The organism is Streptomyces sp. NPDC024632, assembly GCF_055559175.1.
Genome location: NZ_JBVHLD010000016.1, coordinates 108,907 through 125,280, shown reverse-complemented (window position 1 = coordinate 125,280; position 16,374 = coordinate 108,907). Strand labels below are relative to the sequence as shown.

The window sequence follows — 16,374 nt, the reverse complement described above, 5'->3', positions numbered from 1 at the left end:
TCCACGGACAGCCGCCCGAACGCGTCCGCAGAGCTACAGATAGAAGCGGGCCACCGTCTCCGCCACGCACACCGGCTTGTCGCCGCCCTCGCGCTCGATGGTCACCTTCGTCACGAGCTGGATGCCGCCGCCCACCTCGGTGACCTCCGCGACCTCGGCGGTCGCGCGGAGCCGGGAGCCGACCGGTACGGGAGCGGGGAAACGCACCTTGTTCACGCCGTAGTTGACGCCCATCTTCACGCCCTCGACCAGCAGGAGCTGCGGGGTGAGGGACGGGATCAGGGAGAGCGTCAGATAGCCGTGCGCGATGGTCGTGCCGAACGGGCCGAGCGCCGCCTTCTCCGCGTCGACGTGGATCCACTGGTGGTCCCCGGTGGCCTCGGCGAACAGGTCGATCCGCTTCTGGTCGATCTCCTGCCACTCGGTCCAGCCGAGCTGTTCGCCGACGGCGGCGCGCAGTTCGTCCGGCGAAGCGAAGATGCGGGGCTGCGACATGGGGTGGCCTCCAGGGGCGGTCCGGTACGGCGCGCTACGGGTTTCTAAGCGCTTGCTCAGCGACTCTCAGCATGGTTCGGGGGCCGCCGGGTGTCAATCGCCGCCGCGCGGTCGGCCGCCCCTCGCGCCGCCCGGCCGCCGATCCCGTACCCCCGGCTCCCGCGCCGCTACCAGACCTCCGGCTCCTGCGCCGCTACCAGAGCTCCGGCCGCCGCCCCGCCCAGGGCCTGGCCCGTTCCAACTGCGCCGACAGCGACACCAGCGTCGCCTCGTCGCCGTACCGCCCGCCCAGCATCACGCCGATCGGCAGCCCCGCGTCCGTCCAGTGCAGCGGGACGCTGACCGCGGGCTGGCCCGTCGCGTTGTACAGCGGGGTGAAGGGCGTGAAGGCGGCCATCGCGTCGAATTCGGCCGTCGGGTCCGCGTCGTCGCGCATGCCCCTGACCAGGGCGGGCGGCTGCGCGAGCGTCGGCGTCAGGATCACGTCGTACGACGTCAGGAGCGCGTCCGCGATGAGCTGGCCGAGCATGCGGAAGACGTAGAGGGCGCCCGCGAAGTCCAGCCCCGACACCTTGCCGCCCGCCGCCCGCAGATGCCGGGTCAGCGGCATCAGCAAGTGCTCGTCGCCCGGCGCGACCGGCCGGGCCGCGGCCATCACCGACCAGACCGCGTTGAACGCCTGCCGCACCGAGTCGTCCACCGGCAGCGCCATCTCGTCCACGTCGTGGCCCAGTTCGCGCAGCAGCCCCGCCGCGCCGTCGAGCGCGGCCCGGCAGTCGGGGTGCAGCGCGACGCCGGGCACCGGCGGATCGGCGAGCGCCACCACGCGCAGCGGCCCCGGCTCGCGGCGGGCGTGGGAGAGGAAGGTCTCGCCGGGCGGCAGCGAGGGCACTCCGTACGGGGTGCCGGGCTCGGGGCCCGCGAGGATGTCGAGCAGCGCCGCCGCGTCGGCGACGGTACGGGCGATCGGGCCCGACGTACTGAGCCCGCTCACGTCGTGCAGGACGGGACCGCCGCTCACCCGGCCGCGGCTCGGTTTTATGCCGAACAGCCCGCAAACCGAGGACGGGATACGGATCGAGCCGCCGCCGTCGCTGCCCTGCGCGACCGGCGCGAGGCCGCCGGCCACCGCCGCCGCGGCGCCACCGCTCGAACCGCCCGCCGACCGGTCCAGGTCCCAGGGCGTGCGGGCGGGCGGCGCCAGCCGGTTCTCGGTGTAGCAGGGCAGCCCGAACTCGGGGGTGTTGGTCTTGCCGAGCAGGATCGTGCCCGCCTTGCGCAGCCGGGCCGCCACATGGTCCTCGGCGTCGGGTACGTGCTCCGCGAAGGCCGCGGAACCGAAGGTGCAGCGCACACCCGCCACCAGATTCAGGTCCTTGACCGGCACCGGGACGCCGTGCAGCACGGGCAGTTCGTCGGCCGCGCCCTCGCGCCGCGCGGCCAGCGCCCACGCCTCGGCCTCCGCCGCCTGCTTGCGGGCGACCTCCGGCGTCACGGTGATGAACGCGCCGAGCGTCGCGTCGAGCCGGTCGATCCGCTCCAGATAGTGCTCGGTCAACTCGACCGGCGACACCGCCCCCTCACGTACCGCAGCCGCCTGCTCCACCGCCGTCAGATCGTGCAACTGGGCCATGCCCGCTCCCGCCTTCCGCCGCTCGTACCGCCGTGCGCCACGCGTCGTGCGCCGCGATCCTCGCATTACCGGCGGGTACCGACCAGCCCCTCGGCGGACCCGGTCACCGCCCGGGACCCGTCACGCCTGGTGACCACGGCCCCGTGGCGGTGACGCCCGTCGGCCGGTGACGCCCGCGGGCCGGTGGCGCCTGCCGACCGGTGACGCCCGCCGACCGGTGACGGCCGTCGCCCCGCCGTCGGCCACTATGGAGCCGAGCCGACGGGCCAAAACGAGTGGCACCCGCCATCCCGATCGGGGACCATCGCGAACGCCCGAGCCCGCCTGTGAACGACCAGCACCGCCAAGGAGCCACATGAGCCTGCGCCACCACGAGATCGCCGAGGCGGACAACCGCATCCTCAACCCCCTCAGCCAGGAGAAGCTGCGGCTGCTCGGTGAGATCTGCCGGTTGAAGGAGGGGCAGCGGCACCTCGACCTCGCCTGCGGGAAGGGCGAGATGCTGGCCGGCTGGGCGAAGCGGTACGGCACGGGCGGTGTCGGCGTCGACCTCAGCGAGGTCTTCCTGACGGCGGCGCGCGAGCGGGCCGCGGAATTCGGCGTTTCGGAGAGCGTGACCTTCGAGCGCGGCGACGCCGGGAAATACCAGCCGGAGCCCGCCGCCTTCGACATCGCCTCGTGCCTCGGCGCCACCTGGATCGGGGACGGCCTCGCGGGCACGATCGAGCTGCTGCGGCCCGCCCTGCGCCCCGGCGGACTCATGCTGATCGGCGAGCCGTACTGGCACGAGACACCTCCGGAGGAGGCGTACGAGGCCCTCGGCACCGAGCCGGACGACTTCGTGTCGCTCAGCGGCACCCTGGACCGCTTCGAGGCGGCGGGCGTCGACCTGGTCGAAATGGTGCTGGCCGACGGCGACAACTGGGACCGCTACTACGCGCCCCAGTGGTTCGCGATCTCCGAATGGCTCCGCCGCACCCCCGCCGACCACCCCGACGTACCGGCCATGCGCGAATTCCTCGACCACCAGCGGCGCGGCCATCTCACCTACGGCAAGCGCTACTTCGGCTGGGGCGTCTTCGTCCTGCGCCCCCGCTGACCGCGACGCGCGCCGCTGATCCCGGTGTGCCCCCGCTGACCGCGACGCGTGCCCGCCGACCCCAACGCGCCCCCACTGACCGCGACGCGTGCCCGCCGACCCCAACGCGCCCCCACTCACCCCAACGCGCCCCCACCCCCCCCCGCGGCTGCGGGAGTCGGGGGCGGCGGGATGTGGGGGAAGTGAAAAGCTGACGCATGTTCATCTTCCGGGAAGGAGGTACCGGCGGTAACGTCCGGGGACTGGTATCCGGAAGGAGCAGACATGCCGCTGCGGACCCCACGACGGATCGGCAAGCTGGGCAGGATCGGCAAGTGGAGAACGGCGACAGCCGCGGCGCTGCTGGCGCTCGGGGCCACCTTGGTGGCCCCGTTGCCGCTGGCGGCGCAGGCCGCGGACAACTCGGGCGACTACTGCGCGGGACAGTGCTCTGACATTCTGCCGCCGGGCGAGAACGGCAACGCCACGCTCGCGGACATTCTGGCGAACAAGGTGCTCGGGACACGCCCCGCGCACACCTCTGACCAGCTCGGACCGTATTCGTCGCTCGCCGACGGATACCCAGGGCTGACCGACGCGACCATCAGCAACTTCTTCAACAGCTCGTCCTTCGGCGTCCCTTCGGGCCAGGTCGCCTCGGTGATCAGCCCGCGCTCGGACGTGACGATCACCCGTGACAAGGCGACGGGCGTCCCCCACATCAAGGGCACGACCAGGCAGGGCACGGAGTACGGCGCCGGATACGCGGCGGCGCAGGACCGGCTGTGGCTGATGGACCTCTTCCGGCACGTCGGACGCGGCGAACTGTCGTCGTTCGCGGGCGGCGCGGCGGCCAACCGCGGCCTGGAGCAGGAGTTCTGGCGGCAGGCCCCGTACACCGAGGCCGACCTCCAGGACCAGGTCACCCGGCTGGCGAACAGCGGCGGCGCCCGCGGCCAGCAGGCGCTCGCCGACGCGCAGGCGTACGTCGACGGCATCAACGCCTACATCACGCAGTCCAAGAACGGCCGTTACTTCCCCGGCGAGTACGTCCTCACCGGGCACATGGACGCGATCACCAACGCGGGCACGATCGACCCGTTCCAGCTCACCGACATGATCGCGCTCGCCTCGGTGATCGGCGCGCTGTTCGGCACGGGCGGCGGCGGAGAGGTGGAGTCCGCGCTGTCGCTGCTGGCGGCGCAGCAGAAGTACGGGGTCGCCGAGGGCACCAAGGTCTGGGAGTCCTTCCGCGAGCGGGACGACCCCGAGGCCACGCCCACCGTGCACGACGGCAGCAGCTTCCCGTACGCCGGCAAGCCCGCGCAGGCCAAGGGCCAGGCGCTGCCCGACGCCGGTTCGGTCGTACCGGAACCGCTGGTCTACGACGCGACCGGCGGCGCCAAGCAGGCCACCACCAAGAGCCCCGGAGTGCTGCCGAGCAACCTCTTCTCCGGCGACGCCACGAAGAAGGGAATGTCCAACGCTCTCGTGGTCAGTGGCGCGCACACCGCCAGCGGCCACCCGGTCGCCGTCTTCGGTCCGCAAACCGGCTATTTCGCGCCACAGTTGCTGATGCTCCAGGAGTTGCAGGGCCCCGGCATCAGCGCGCGCGGCGCGTCCTTCGCGGGCCTGGGCATGTACGTGGAACTCGGCCGGGGCCAGGACTACGCCTGGAGCGCGACCTCCGCGAGCCAGGACGTCACCGACACCTACGCCGTGGAGCTGTGCCAGGACTCCACGCACTATGTGCTGCACGGCGCGTGCGTGCCGATGGAGAAGCTGGAACGCACCAACTCCTGGTCGCCGACCGTCGCCGACTCCACGGCGGCGGGCTCGTACCGCATGCAGGTCTGGCGCACGGCGTACGGCCCGGTGCAGTACCGGGCGACCGTCGGCGGCAAGGCCGTCGCCTATACGGCGCTGCGCAGTTCGTACCGGCACGAGGCCGACTCGATCCTGGGCTTCCAGGAGCTGAACGACCCCGGATTCGTGCACGACGCCGCCTCGTTCCAGCGGGCGACGCAGGACATCAACTACACCTTCAACTGGTTCTACGCGGACTCCCAGCACACCGCGTACTACAACAGCGGCACCAACCCGGTCAGGGCGGACGGCGTGGACCCGTCGTTCCCGGTGTGGGCGCAGGCCGCCTACGACTGGCGCGGCTGGGACCCGGTGACCAACACCGCCTCCTACACCCCGCCCGCGCAGCATCCGCAGTCCGTCGACCAGGACTACTACGTGTCGTGGAACAACAAGCAGGCCAAGGGGTACACCTCGGCGGGCTTCGGCAACGGCTCCGTGCACCGCGCCGACCTGCTGGAGGACCGGGTGAAGGCGCTCACCCAGGCGGGCGGCGTCACCCGCGCCGCGCTCACCAAGGCCATGGCGGACGCGGCGCTCACCGACCTGCGCGGTGAGGACGTCCTGCCCGACCTGCTCCAGGTGATCCACAGCGCACCGGTCACCGATCCCCAGGAGGCCACCGCCGTACAGCAGTTGGAGGCGTGGAGCACGGCGGGCACCAAGCGGCACGAGACCTCGCCCGGCTCGCACACGTACGCCAACGCGGACGCGGTACGGGTGATGGACGCGTGGTGGCCGCTGCTGATCGCGGGCGAGTTCCAGCCCGGCCTCGGCAGCGACCTCTACAACGCGCTGGCCGCGAACCTCGCGATCGACGAGTCGCCGTCCGCGGGACACGGGCCGACCGGCTCGCACGCGGGCAGCGCCTTCCAGTACGGCTGGTGGTCGTACGCCGACAAGGATCTGCGCAAGGTGCTCGGCAAGCCGGTGCAGGGCGCGCTCGACCAGACGTACTGCGGCGGCGGCCAACTGGCCGCCTGCCGCGACATGTTGCTGTCCACGCTGAAGCAGGCGGCGGCCGTCCCGGCGGCCACCGTCTACCCGGCCGACGACAGCGGCTGCTCCGCCGGTGACCAGTGGTGCGCCGACTCGATCGTCCAGCGTCCGCTGGGCGGAGTCACGGACGACCGGATCGCGTGGCAGAACCGGCCCACCTTCCAGCAGGTGGTGGAATTCCCGTCACACCGGTGACGCGTTCCGCTCAGGGGTGAGCCCTTGAGCGGTGCGCGGTGACAGTCGCGGGCCGGGTCCTCCGCCGGGGACCCGGCCCGCGGCGCGCAGCACCAGGCGGGCCAGCTCCTCGTGGCAGATGTCGCTGTGCGCGCCGGACGGCGGCCCGCCCGAGCACACCACCGAGGACGCGTCCACGCTGACGCAGCCGGTCCTCGGCAGCTCACCGGCCAGGGCTCGCTCCAGGGTCAACTCCGGTGCGCCGTCCAGAGCTTGGAAGCCGTCGTGGCCCAGCGCTCCCCAGCGTTCGCCGAAGCCGAGCAAATCCGCTCCCGCGTGGGCGATGTCGCCGAGCAGCGACTCGTCCTCACCCGCGAGCCGCGAGGCCAGCGGGTAGAACACGCCGAGCGCCCGGTCGTGCCGCGAATGGCAGGCCACCAGGGGCCCGGTGACCCGCTGTTGCCTGCCGTGCAGCGCCCCGCCCCGCGCGTCGAAGGGCTGCGGGCCGCTGAACGCGTAGTGCGAGAGGGCCCCTTGGAGCAGGGTCACCGACGAGACCCGGACGGTGGACGGCATGCCGTCCAGCGCGAAGGACACCAGCCGCGCGCCGAAGCTGTGCCCGATCAGGTGAACCCGGACCGAGGGCGCCCGGCGCGCCAGCACCCCGAGCAGCGGCCCGAGCCCGCGCTGCCCGACGGTCCCCGCGCGCCGCTTCATCGCGTAGTACGTGGCCTGCCGAAGCAACTCCTTGGCGCCGTCCCACACGCGCCGGCCGAGCCCGCCGAACAGCGCCTCGCCGGAGACGGGTTGGGCCGGGGCGACCTCGGCGCCCGCTGTCGCCAGGGCGTCGGCCAGTGAGAGGCAGGTGGTGACGGGGTCCTGGGTGAAGAGGAGCGGCTCGGCGCCCGGCGCGGTGCCCATGTCCTCGGCGAGGAGGCTCTGGTCGGCGACGCCTTGTGCGGCGGGACCCCGTGCGGCGGGAATCCGTACGGCGGCGCCCGGACTCGGCGGCGGTCCGGTGAGCGTACGGACCAGCGCGGCGAATTCGTCCAGCCGCTCGGGCGCTTCCGGCCGCTCGGCCAGCAGTTCCGCGATCCGGTCGAGCGTCTGTCCGCTGCCGGGGAAGACCTCGCCGAGCGCGGCCCTGGTCAGGGGGTCGAGCGCGGCGCCCGACGCGGCGGCGCCGTCCGCCACGGGCGCGGCGAGCGTCGGGGAGGTGCGCGGGAAATCGGGGATGGGCTCGTCGCTGAAGCGCATCGACGGCCAGTGCACGCCGACGTAGCCGAAGCGGAGGTCCGGCGCGGCGGCCAGTAGGCCGGGGAAGTGGCCGAAGAAGCCGTCGTAGAGCGCGGTCGCGGTGGCGATGTCGTTGTTCCAGCCGTGCGAGAAGACCACCACATCGGTCCGGTCCCCGACCGCCTCCAGCAGCGCGTTCCGCTGCCGGGGGTCGGGGTCGCCGTCCGCGTCGAAGGTCAGGTCCCAGTACGGCCGGACGCTGGTCACTGAGGTGCTGGTCACTGAGGTGCCGGTCACGGCCATGGTGCCCCCCTGGAAATACGCCGTGATGGTGTGGTTCGCCCGCATCATCCCGACAGGGGCCGGTGTCGTCCATCCCCCGGACGGCTGAATACGCACCGGCTACGTACACGGCGGCACCGGCTACGTACACGGCGCGCGGCCGGACCCCAGGCCCCGGCGTCCGGGGTCCGCCCCCGCCCCCCGGCCCGGCACTACCGGATTGTGTGACCGACCGCTTAGTATGCGAAGGAGCCGAGTCGACTCGAAGGAGACACGATCGTGGTCGTGGAAGCAGTGCGCGGCGCCCGGGTGGTCGTCACCGGGGCGGGCGGCGGCATCGGAGCCGCCCTCGCCCGCAGATTCGCCGCCGAGGGCGCCCGGGTCGTGGTGAACGACCTGGACGCCGACGCCGCCCGCGCGGTCGCCGACGAGATCGGCGCGGCCGTCGTCCCCGGCGACGCCTCCGGCATCGTGCCCGCCGCCCGCACCGCGCTCGGCGGCGGCGTCGACATCTTCTGCGCCAACGCCGGGGTCGGCACCGGCGGCGGCCCCGAGGCGGACGACGCCGCCTGGGAGCTGGCCTGGGACGTCAACGTCATGAGCCACGTCCGCGCCGCCCGCGCGCTGCTCCCCGAATGGCTGGAGCGCGGACAGGGGCGCTTCGTGTCCACCGTCTCGGCCGCCGGACTGCTGACGATGATCGGCGCGGCTCCGTACTCGGTCACCAAGCACGGCGCGCTCGCCTTCGCCGAATGGCTCTCGCTCACCTACCGGCACCGCGGGGTCCACGTGCACGCGGTGTGCCCGCAGGGCGTGCGCACCGCGATGCTCCGCTCCACCGGGGTCGCGGGCGACCTCGTGCTCGCGCCGAACGCCATCGAGCCCGAGGACGTCGCCCAGGCGGTGCTCGACGGCATCGCGGCCGACCGCTTCCTGATCCTGCCGCACCCCGAGGTCGCCGGTTATTACGCGGCCCGCGCCGCGGAACCCGACCGCTGGCTCCGCGGCATGAACAAACTCCAGCGCACCTACGAGGAGTTGCGGGCGAAGGAAGCCGGACAGGCCGAGGGCGCGGGGAAGGCCGGGGACGCCGGGAGAGCCGACGACACCGGGAGAGCCGAGGACACAGGGCGAGCCGGGCAGACCACGGAATCCGCCAACGCCCCCGCGCGGGAAGGGGAACCGGCATGACCACCTACGCCGACCAGCCCTGGCTCAAGCACTTCACCGACGAGCAGCGCGAGGACGTCGAGCACCCGCCGTCCGTCCTGCACACCTTCCTCGACGTCGCCGCGCGGATACCCGACCACCGCGCGCTCGCCTACTTCGACGGCGCGCTGAGCTACCGCGAACTCGACGCCCTCTCCGACGGGTTGGCCCGGCATCTGGCCGCGCGCGGCTTCGCCCCCGGCGACCGCCTCGCGGTCATGCTGCAAAATGTGCCGCAGTTCGTCGTCGGCCTGCTCGCCGCGTGGAAGGCGGGCGGCACCGTCATCCCGGTCAACCCCATGTACAAGCAGGGCGAGTTGGCGCACATCCTGACCGACGCCGGGGCCGCCGCGATCCTCTGCTCGGAGCGCGCCTGGCAGGGATACGTCCGCGCCACCGTCGTCGACTCGCCGGTCCGCATCGCGCTGACCGCCAGCGAATTCGACCTCCAGACGCGCGACGACAGCCGCGTACTGACCGGGGAACGGCCGCCCGCGCAGGCCGGTGAGGGCGCGGACGACGTCCTCACCGCCGCCCGCGCCGCGGCCGGACCGCGCCCCGACGTCCCCCTGCCCGCCGCCCGCGACATCGCGCTGATCAGCTACACCTCGGGCACCAGCGGCAAGCCCAAGGGGGCGCTCAACACACACGGCAACATCTCCTTCAACGCCCACCGGCAAGTACGCGTCCAGGGCTTCGCCGACGACGCCGTCATCTTCGCGCTCGCGCCGCTCTTCCACATCACCGGCATGGTCTGCCAGTTGTCGGCGGGGCTGGCGGGCGGCCACACCGTCGTCCTCGCGTACCGCTTCGAGCCGGGCGTGGTGCTCGACGCCTTCCGCGAGCACCGCCCGACGTACACCGTCGGCCCGTCCACCGCCTTCATGGCGCTGCTGGCCAGGCCCGACGCCGACGCCGCGGACTTCGCGTCCTTCCGGCTGATCTCCTCGGGCGGCGCGCCGCTGCCGCCCGCCGTGGTGGAGGGCTTCCGCGCCCGCTCCGGCGGCCTCTACCTCGCCAACGGATATGGCCTCACCGAGTGCACGGCCCCCTGCGCCAGTGTCCCGCCCGGCACCGAGGCCCCCGTCGACCCCGCGTCCGGCACCCTCGCCGTCGGCGTTCCGGGACCCGGCACGATGGTCCGGATCCTGGACGACACGGGCGCCGAGGTGCCCTTCGGCGAATCCGGCGAGATCGCCGTCACCGGACCGATGGTCGTACCGGGCTACTGGAACCGGCCGGAGGAGTCCGCGGCGGCCCTGCCCGGCGGCGAGCTGCTGACCGGCGACATCGGCTTCATGGACGAGGACGGCTGGCTCTACGTCGTCGACCGCAAGAAGGACATGATCAACGCGTCCGGCTTCAAGGTCTGGCCGCGCGAGGTCGAGGACGTCCTCTACACCCACCCCGCGGTCCGCGAGGCGGCCGTCGTCGGCGTCCCCGACGCCTACCGCGGCGAGAGCGTCAAGGCGTACGTCAGTCTGCGGCCCGGCGCCACCGCGGGACCCGAGGAGATCGTCGCCTACTGCAAGGACCGGCTCGCCGCCTTCAAATACCCGCGCGAGGTCGAGGTGCTCGGCGACCTCCCCAAGACGGCCACCGGGAAGATCCTCCGGCGCGAACTCAAGGTCCGGGCCGGATAGGGTTCCCTACCGGCCGGAACGCGCGTCGCTTTGTCGGTACGGCGCCACATCGGTTCACCGGCAGGTCGGTACGGGGATACGTGGGCACGTGGGTACGGAAAGAGGTCAGGCCATGGCACGCAATGCGACGGGCGGCGGCAGCGGCGGCTCCGGCGAGGGCGGCACCGCCGCGGTACCCGAGCGGCTGCTCGCCGAGGCCACCCGGCTCTTCGCCGAGCGCGGCTACGACCGCACCTCCGTCCAGGAGATCGTGGAGGCCGCCGGAGTCACCAAGGGCGCGCTTTACCACTACTTCGGCTCCAAGGACGATCTGCTGCACGAGATCTACGGCCGGGTGCTGCGGCTCCAGACCGAACGTCTCGACGCCATCGCCGCCCGCGACACCGCCGTGCCCGACCGGCTCGCCGAGGCCGCCGCCGACGTCGTCGTCACCAGCATCCAGAACCTGGACGACACCAAGATCTTCTTCCGCTCCATCCACCAGCTCGCCCCGGAGAAGCAGAAGGCGGTACGTGCCGAGCGCCGCCGCTACCACGAGAAGTTCCGCTCCCTGATCGAGGAGGGCCAGCGCGGCGGCCACTTCCGCGCCGACCTGCGGCCCGACCTCGTGGTCGACTTCTTCTTCGGCTCCGTGCACCACCTCGGCACCTGGTACCACGCGGAGGGCCCGCTCTCCGCCGAGCAGGTCGCCACCGAATTCTCCGACCTGCTGCTGCACTCGGTGCGGCGGCACTGACCCGCTGGGAGCTTTGACGTGAAGGCATGGCGCGTGCACGAGAACGGCGAGCCGCGCGAGGCGATGCGCCTCGACGAGGTCCCCACCCCCGAGCCGGGTCCCGGCGAGGTGCTGCTGCGGGTACGCGCCGCCGGGGTCAACTTCCCCGACGCGATGCTCTGCCGGGGCACCTACCAGATCCGGCCGCCGCTGCCGTTCACGCCCGGCGTGGAATTCTGCGGCGAGGTCGTCGCCGTCGGTGAAGGGGTCACGGACCTGGACACCGGCGCCCGCGTCATCACGCCCGCCGCCCTGCCGCGCGGCGCCTTCGCCGAATACGCCGTCGTCCCCGCCGCCGGGGTGCTGCCCGCGCCCGAGGCCCTGGACGACGCCGAGGCCGCCGCCCTCCACATCGGCTACCAGACCGGCTGGTTCGCCCTGCACCGCCGCGCCGCCCTCAGGCCCGGCGAGACCCTGCTCGTGCACGCCGCCGCGGGCGGTGTCGGCAGCGCCGCCGTCCAGCTCGGCAAGGCCGCGGGCGCCACCGTCATCGGTGTCGTCGGCGGCCCCGACAAGGCCGAGGCCGCCCGTGAGCTCGGCGCCGACATCGTCGTGGACCGGCACGCGGAGGACTTCGTCGCGGTCGTCAAGGAAGCCACCGCCGGGCGCGGTGCCAACGTGGTCTTCGACCCCGTCGGCGGCGACTCCTACACCAAGTCCACCAAGTGCGTCGCCTTCGAAGGGCGCATCGTCGTCGTCGGCTTCGCCGGCGGCACCGTCCCCGCGCCCGCGCTCAGCCACGCCCTCGTCAAGAACTACGCCATCCTCGGTCTCCACTGGGGGCTCTACAACACCCACGATCCGGTGGCGGTCCGCCAGGCCCACGAGGCGCTCTGCGAGCTGGCGGCTTCCGGGGCCGTCCGTCCCCTCGTGAGCGAGCAGGTGGCTTTCGGCGGCGCCGCCGAGGCCGTTCAACGCGTCGCGGACGGCACGACGATCGGCCGGCTGGTCGTCCAGCCGTAACGCCCTCAGCGCCCCTGAAAAGACCGGCGCGCCGCCCACCGCGGAGGTACCCCTCCGCGGTGGGCCGCTCAAGACACCGGCGTATCGCCCCGCGCGGGCGCGGTCCCCTTACGGGGTCAGGTACTTCTTCAGCTCGCGGCGGGCGAGCGAGCGCTTGTGGACCTCGTCGGGTCCGTCCGCGAGCCGCAGGCTACGGGCGGCGGCGAAGAGTTGGGACAGGGGGAAGTCCTGGCTGACGCCGCCGGCGCCGTGGACCTGGATGGCGCGGTCGACGATGCGCTGGACGGCGACGGGGGTGGCGATCTTGATGGACTGGATCTCGGTGTGGGCGCCCTGGTTGCCGACGGTGTCCATGAGCCAGGCCGTCTTGAGGACGAGGAGCCGCAACTGCTCGATCTCGACGCGGGCTTCGGCGATCCACTCCTGGACCACGCCCTGGGCGGCGAGCGGCTTGCCGAAGGCGACACGGGAGGCGGCGCGGCGGCACATGAGTTCAAGCGCGCGCTCGGCCATGCCGATCAGCCGCATGCAGTGGTGGATGCGGCCGGGGCCGAGCCGGGCCTGGGCGATGGCGAAGCCGCCGCCCTCCTCGCCGATCAGATTCCCGGCGGGCACGCGCACGTCGTGGAAGACGATCTCGGCGTGACCGCCGTGGTCGCCGTCGTCGAAGCCGAACACCCGCATGCCGCGCCGTACTTCGATGCCGGGGGTGTCGCGCGGCACGAGGATCTGGCTCTGCTGGCGGTGCCGTTCGGCGTCCGGGTCGGTCTTGCCCATGACGATGAAGACCGCGCACTTGGGGTTCATCGCCCCGGAGATGTACCACTTGCGGCCGTTGATCACGTACGAGTCGCCGTCCCGTACGATCCGCGTCTCGATGTTGGTGGCGTCGGAGGAGGCGACGTCCGGCTCGGTCATCGCGAAGGCGGACCTGATCTCCCCGGCGAGCAGCGGCTCCAGCCACTCCTTGCGCTGGGCGGGGGTGCCGAATTCGCTGAGGACTTCCATGTTGCCGGTGTCGGGAGCGGCGCAGTTGAGGGCGGGCGGGGCCAAGTGGGGGCTGCGGCCGGTGAGTTCGGCGAGCGGCGCGTACTGGAGATTGGTCAGTCCCGCGCCGTGCTCGCCGGGCAGGAAGAGATTCCACAGGCCCTGCCGCCTGGCCTCGGCCTTGAGGTCCTCCACCACGGGAGGCGCGGTCCACCGGTCGTCCCCCGTGGCCTCGGCGCGCTGCTCGGCGAAGACCGGCTCGGCGGGGTAGACGTGCTCGTCGAGGAACGCGGTCAGCCGCGACCGCAGCTCCTCGGTACGGGTGTCGAAGGCGAATTCCATGGCTGCTCAGCCTTCCTTCCGGGGGGAGTCCTGCGAGGGGCGCGGCCGGCCCTGCCGCTCGGCGTGCCGCCGGAGCCGGTCGAGGCCGCGTTCGACGAAGTGGGGGACGATGCCGCCGATCCGGTCGAATCCGGCGCCGATCGTCTGCCCGAGGGTGTAGCGGTAGTGGATGCCCTCGGAGATGACGGCGAGCTTGTAGCAGGCGAAGGCCGTGTACCAGTCGACGGTCGACACGTCGCGGCCGGACCGCTCGGCGTACCGCTGGAGGAGTTCCGCCTCCGAGGGGTGGCCGGGCGCGCCGCCCGCCGCCTGGATGGGGAAGTCGGAGGCGATCTGCGGCTCGCTGTAGACCAGCAGCAGCCCGAGGTCGGTGAGCGGGTCGCCGAGGGTGGACATCTCCCAGTCCAGGACGGCGGTGAGCCGGTCGGCGGTGTCCACCAGGACGTTGTCCAGCTTGTAGTCGCCGTGGATGACGGCGCCGCCGGGGGAGTCGGGCAGGGCCGCGCCGAGCGCGGCGTGCAGCGCGTCGATGCCGGGCAGTTCACGGCTGCGGGAGGCGTCGAGCTGCTTGCCCCAGCGGCGCAACTGCCGTTCCAGATAGCCCTCGGGGCGGCCGAAGTCGCCGAGGCCGACCGCCGCCGGGTCCACCGCGTGCAGGTCGACCAGCGTGTCGACCAGCGCGAACACGACCTCGCGGGTCCGCTCGGCGCCCAGCTCCCTGAGCTGGCTCTCGGTGCGGAAGGGGGTGCCCTCGACGAATTCCATGACGTAGAACGGCGCGCCGATCACCTCGCCGTCCTCGCACAGCAGCACCGTGCCGGGCACCGGCACCGGGGTGGCGGCGAGCGCGCTGATCACCCGGTGCTCGCGCGTCATGTCGTGCGCGGTGGCCAGGACGTGCCCGAGCGGCGGCCTGCGGACGACCCATTCGGTGCCGCCGTCGGTGACCCAGTACGTGAGGTTGGACCGGCCGCCCTCGATGAGCTTGCCGCGCAGGCCGCCGCCGACCAGCCCCGGCCGCTCCCGGTCGAGATGGGCGCGCAGCCGGCCCAGATCGAGACCCGGGGGGTTGTCGGTATCGCTCATGCCGTCTCCTCGTCACCGTCGTGGCTTCAGAAATCGTACCGACCAGTCGGTATGTCGTCCAGCTCTTCGCTCTCCCCGTCGCGTCCCGTCCGTCACATCCGCGCTCGGGAGGCCGCATTGACGGCCGTGGTCGCCGCACCTACGCTCTGGACTTATGGGTGAACGTAATTCACATATGCAGACAGCAGATCGCTCCGCCGGACTCGTGATCACCGAGGTGCGGCTGACCCCCATCCTCATCGCCGATCCGCCGCTGCTCAACACCCAGGGTGTCCACCAGCCCTACACGCCCCGCCTCATCATCGAGGTCGTCACCGCCGACGGTACGGCCGGGGTGGGCGAGACCTACGGCGACACCCGCTATCTCGACCTCGCCGCGCCCCTGGCCAGCGCGCTGCCCGGCCACACGGTCAGCGATCTGAACGGGCTGTTCACCCTCGCGGAAGAGGTCTGCGGCGACCCCGCCGACGTCTCCGACTCCGTCGACGTCGGCGGGCTGCGCGGTGTGCAGACCGCCGACAAGCTGCGGCTGTCGGTCATCTCCGGCTTCGAGGTGGCCTGCCTCGACGCCCTCGGCAAGCACCTCGGCCTGCCGGTGCACGCGCTGCTCGGCGGCAAGGTCCGCGACGCCGTCGACTACAGCGCCTACCTCTTCTACCGGCTCGCCGCCCACCCCGAGGGGCAGGGCGAGGCCGACGACTGGGGTCCCGCCCTCGACCCGGAAGGCGTCGTCGCCCAGGCCCGCCGCTTCGCCGACACGTACGGCTTCGGCTCCTTCAAGCTCAAGGGCGGTGTCTTCCCGCCCGACGAGGAGATCGCCGCCGTACGCGCCCTGGCCGCCGCCTTCCCCGGCCGGCCGCTGCGCCTCGACCCCAACGGCGCCTGGTCGGTGGAGACCTCGCTGTACGTGGCCCGCGAGCTGGGCGAGGTGCTGGAGTACCTGGAGGACCCGGCCAGCACCACCGACCGCATGGCCCGGGTCGCGAGCGGCACCTCCGTGCCGCTGGCGACCAACATGTGCGTGACGACCTTCGCCGAGATCCAGGACGCCTTCACGCGCGGCGCCGTCCAGGTGGTGCTCTCCGACCACCACTACTGGGGCGGCCTGCGCAACACGCAGCAACTCGCCGCGATCTGCCGGACGTTCGGCGTGGGCCTGTCCATGCACTCCAACACCCACCTCGGCATCAGCCTCGCCGCCATGACCCATGTCGCGGCCACCGTGCCCAACCTCGACTACGCCTGCGACTCGCACTACCCGTGGCAGACCGAGGACGTCATCACCCGCCGCCATGTCTTCGAGGACGGCCGCCTCGCCGTCAGCGACCTCCCCGGCCTCGGCGTCGAACTCGACCAGGACGCGCTCAAGGCGCTGCACCAGCGCTGGCTCGACGACGACGGCGCCATGCGCGACCGCGACGACGCCGCCGCGATGCGCAAGGCGGACCCGGACTGGCGGACGCCGCCCGTGCCGCGCTGGTGACACACACGTGTGGGGGGGGGGGGGGGGGGGGGAGTGGGACGACGAGCACCGCGACGGGCGGGGGTTATAGGAACAGGGGAAGGAAGAGGGAGGAAGGCAACAGCGAAAAAAAGGGGAACGGCC

11 protein-coding genes and 1 pseudogene are annotated in these 16,374 nt (G+C 72.5%); 7 read left to right on the top strand and 5 right to left on the bottom strand.

Going from position 1 to position 16,374, the window contains the following annotated elements:
* Positions 1–33: 33 nt before the first annotated feature.
* Both ACZ37P_RS28855 and ACZ37P_RS28850 read right to left on the bottom strand, forming a co-directional pair.
* Positions 34–495, bottom strand: coding sequence for a MaoC family dehydratase (locus ACZ37P_RS28855; RefSeq protein WP_391048511.1), 462 nt, complete (start codon positions 493–495; stop codon positions 34–36).
* Positions 496–688: 193 nt separating this feature from the next.
* On the bottom strand, positions 689–2,128 hold the full coding sequence (locus ACZ37P_RS28850; protein ID WP_467349304.1) for an amidase: 1,440 nt from the start codon (positions 2,126–2,128) through the stop codon (positions 689–691).
* Positions 2,129–2,483: 355 nt separating this feature from the next.
* Here ACZ37P_RS28850 and ACZ37P_RS28845 point away from each other — a divergent pair, with 355 nt between their 5' ends.
* Complete coding sequence (locus tag ACZ37P_RS28845; RefSeq protein ID WP_355333380.1) at positions 2,484–3,227, top strand: SAM-dependent methyltransferase; 744 nt, start codon at positions 2,484–2,486, stop codon at positions 3,225–3,227.
* Positions 3,228–3,491: 264 nt separating this feature from the next.
* Positions 3,492–6,266, top strand: a complete 2,775-nt coding sequence (locus ACZ37P_RS28840; protein WP_401856325.1) for a penicillin acylase family protein — start codon at positions 3,492–3,494, stop codon at positions 6,264–6,266.
* Here ACZ37P_RS28840 and ACZ37P_RS28835 read toward each other — a convergent pair.
* Positions 6,255–7,784 carry an alpha/beta hydrolase family protein gene (locus tag ACZ37P_RS28835; protein ID WP_467349301.1) on the bottom strand — a complete coding sequence of 510 codons (1,530 nt, stop codon included), beginning with the start codon at positions 7,782–7,784 and terminating at the stop codon, positions 6,255–6,257. The two genes, ACZ37P_RS28840 and ACZ37P_RS28835, sit on opposite strands and share 12 nt — an antisense overlap.
* A gap of 264 nt (positions 7,785–8,048) precedes the next feature.
* Between ACZ37P_RS28835 and ACZ37P_RS28830 the strand changes: the two are divergent.
* The 4 genes and pseudogenes from ACZ37P_RS28830 to ACZ37P_RS28815 all read left to right on the top strand — a co-directional run.
* Positions 8,049–8,810 (top strand): annotated as a pseudogene (locus ACZ37P_RS28830) (SDR family oxidoreductase); the annotation flags it as partial.
* A 140-nt stretch (positions 8,811–8,950) separates the two neighbouring features.
* Positions 8,951–10,615, top strand: a complete 1,665-nt coding sequence (locus ACZ37P_RS28825) for an AMP-binding protein (RefSeq protein WP_401313553.1) — start codon at positions 8,951–8,953, stop codon at positions 10,613–10,615.
* Positions 10,616–10,727: 112 nt separating this feature from the next.
* The gene (locus ACZ37P_RS28820; protein ID WP_355333369.1) at positions 10,728–11,351 is read left to right on the top strand and encodes a TetR/AcrR family transcriptional regulator; all 624 of its coding nucleotides are present in this window, start codon (positions 10,728–10,730) and stop codon (positions 11,349–11,351) included.
* Between the two features lie 18 nt (positions 11,352–11,369).
* Positions 11,370–12,353, top strand: a complete 984-nt coding sequence (locus ACZ37P_RS28815; RefSeq protein WP_467349299.1) for an NADPH:quinone oxidoreductase family protein — start codon at positions 11,370–11,372, stop codon at positions 12,351–12,353.
* 108 nt (positions 12,354–12,461) lie between these two features.
* Here the strand turns inward: ACZ37P_RS28815 and ACZ37P_RS28810 are convergent, their stop codons facing one another.
* Together ACZ37P_RS28810 and ACZ37P_RS28805 are read right to left on the bottom strand one after the other, a co-directional pair.
* Entirely contained in the window at positions 12,462–13,682 is a 1,221-nt protein-coding gene (locus tag ACZ37P_RS28810) for an acyl-CoA dehydrogenase family protein (protein WP_391048496.1), read from the bottom strand.
* A 6-nt stretch (positions 13,683–13,688) separates the two neighbouring features.
* Positions 13,689–14,768, bottom strand: coding sequence for a phosphotransferase family protein (locus tag ACZ37P_RS28805; protein WP_355333362.1), 1,080 nt, complete (start codon positions 14,766–14,768; stop codon positions 13,689–13,691).
* 175 nt (positions 14,769–14,943) lie between these two features.
* Between ACZ37P_RS28805 and ACZ37P_RS28800 the strand changes: the two genes are divergently transcribed.
* Complete coding sequence (locus ACZ37P_RS28800; protein ID WP_391048490.1) at positions 14,944–16,251, top strand: glucarate dehydratase family protein; 1,308 nt, start codon at positions 14,944–14,946, stop codon at positions 16,249–16,251.
* The last annotated feature ends 123 nt before the right edge of the window (positions 16,252–16,374 follow it).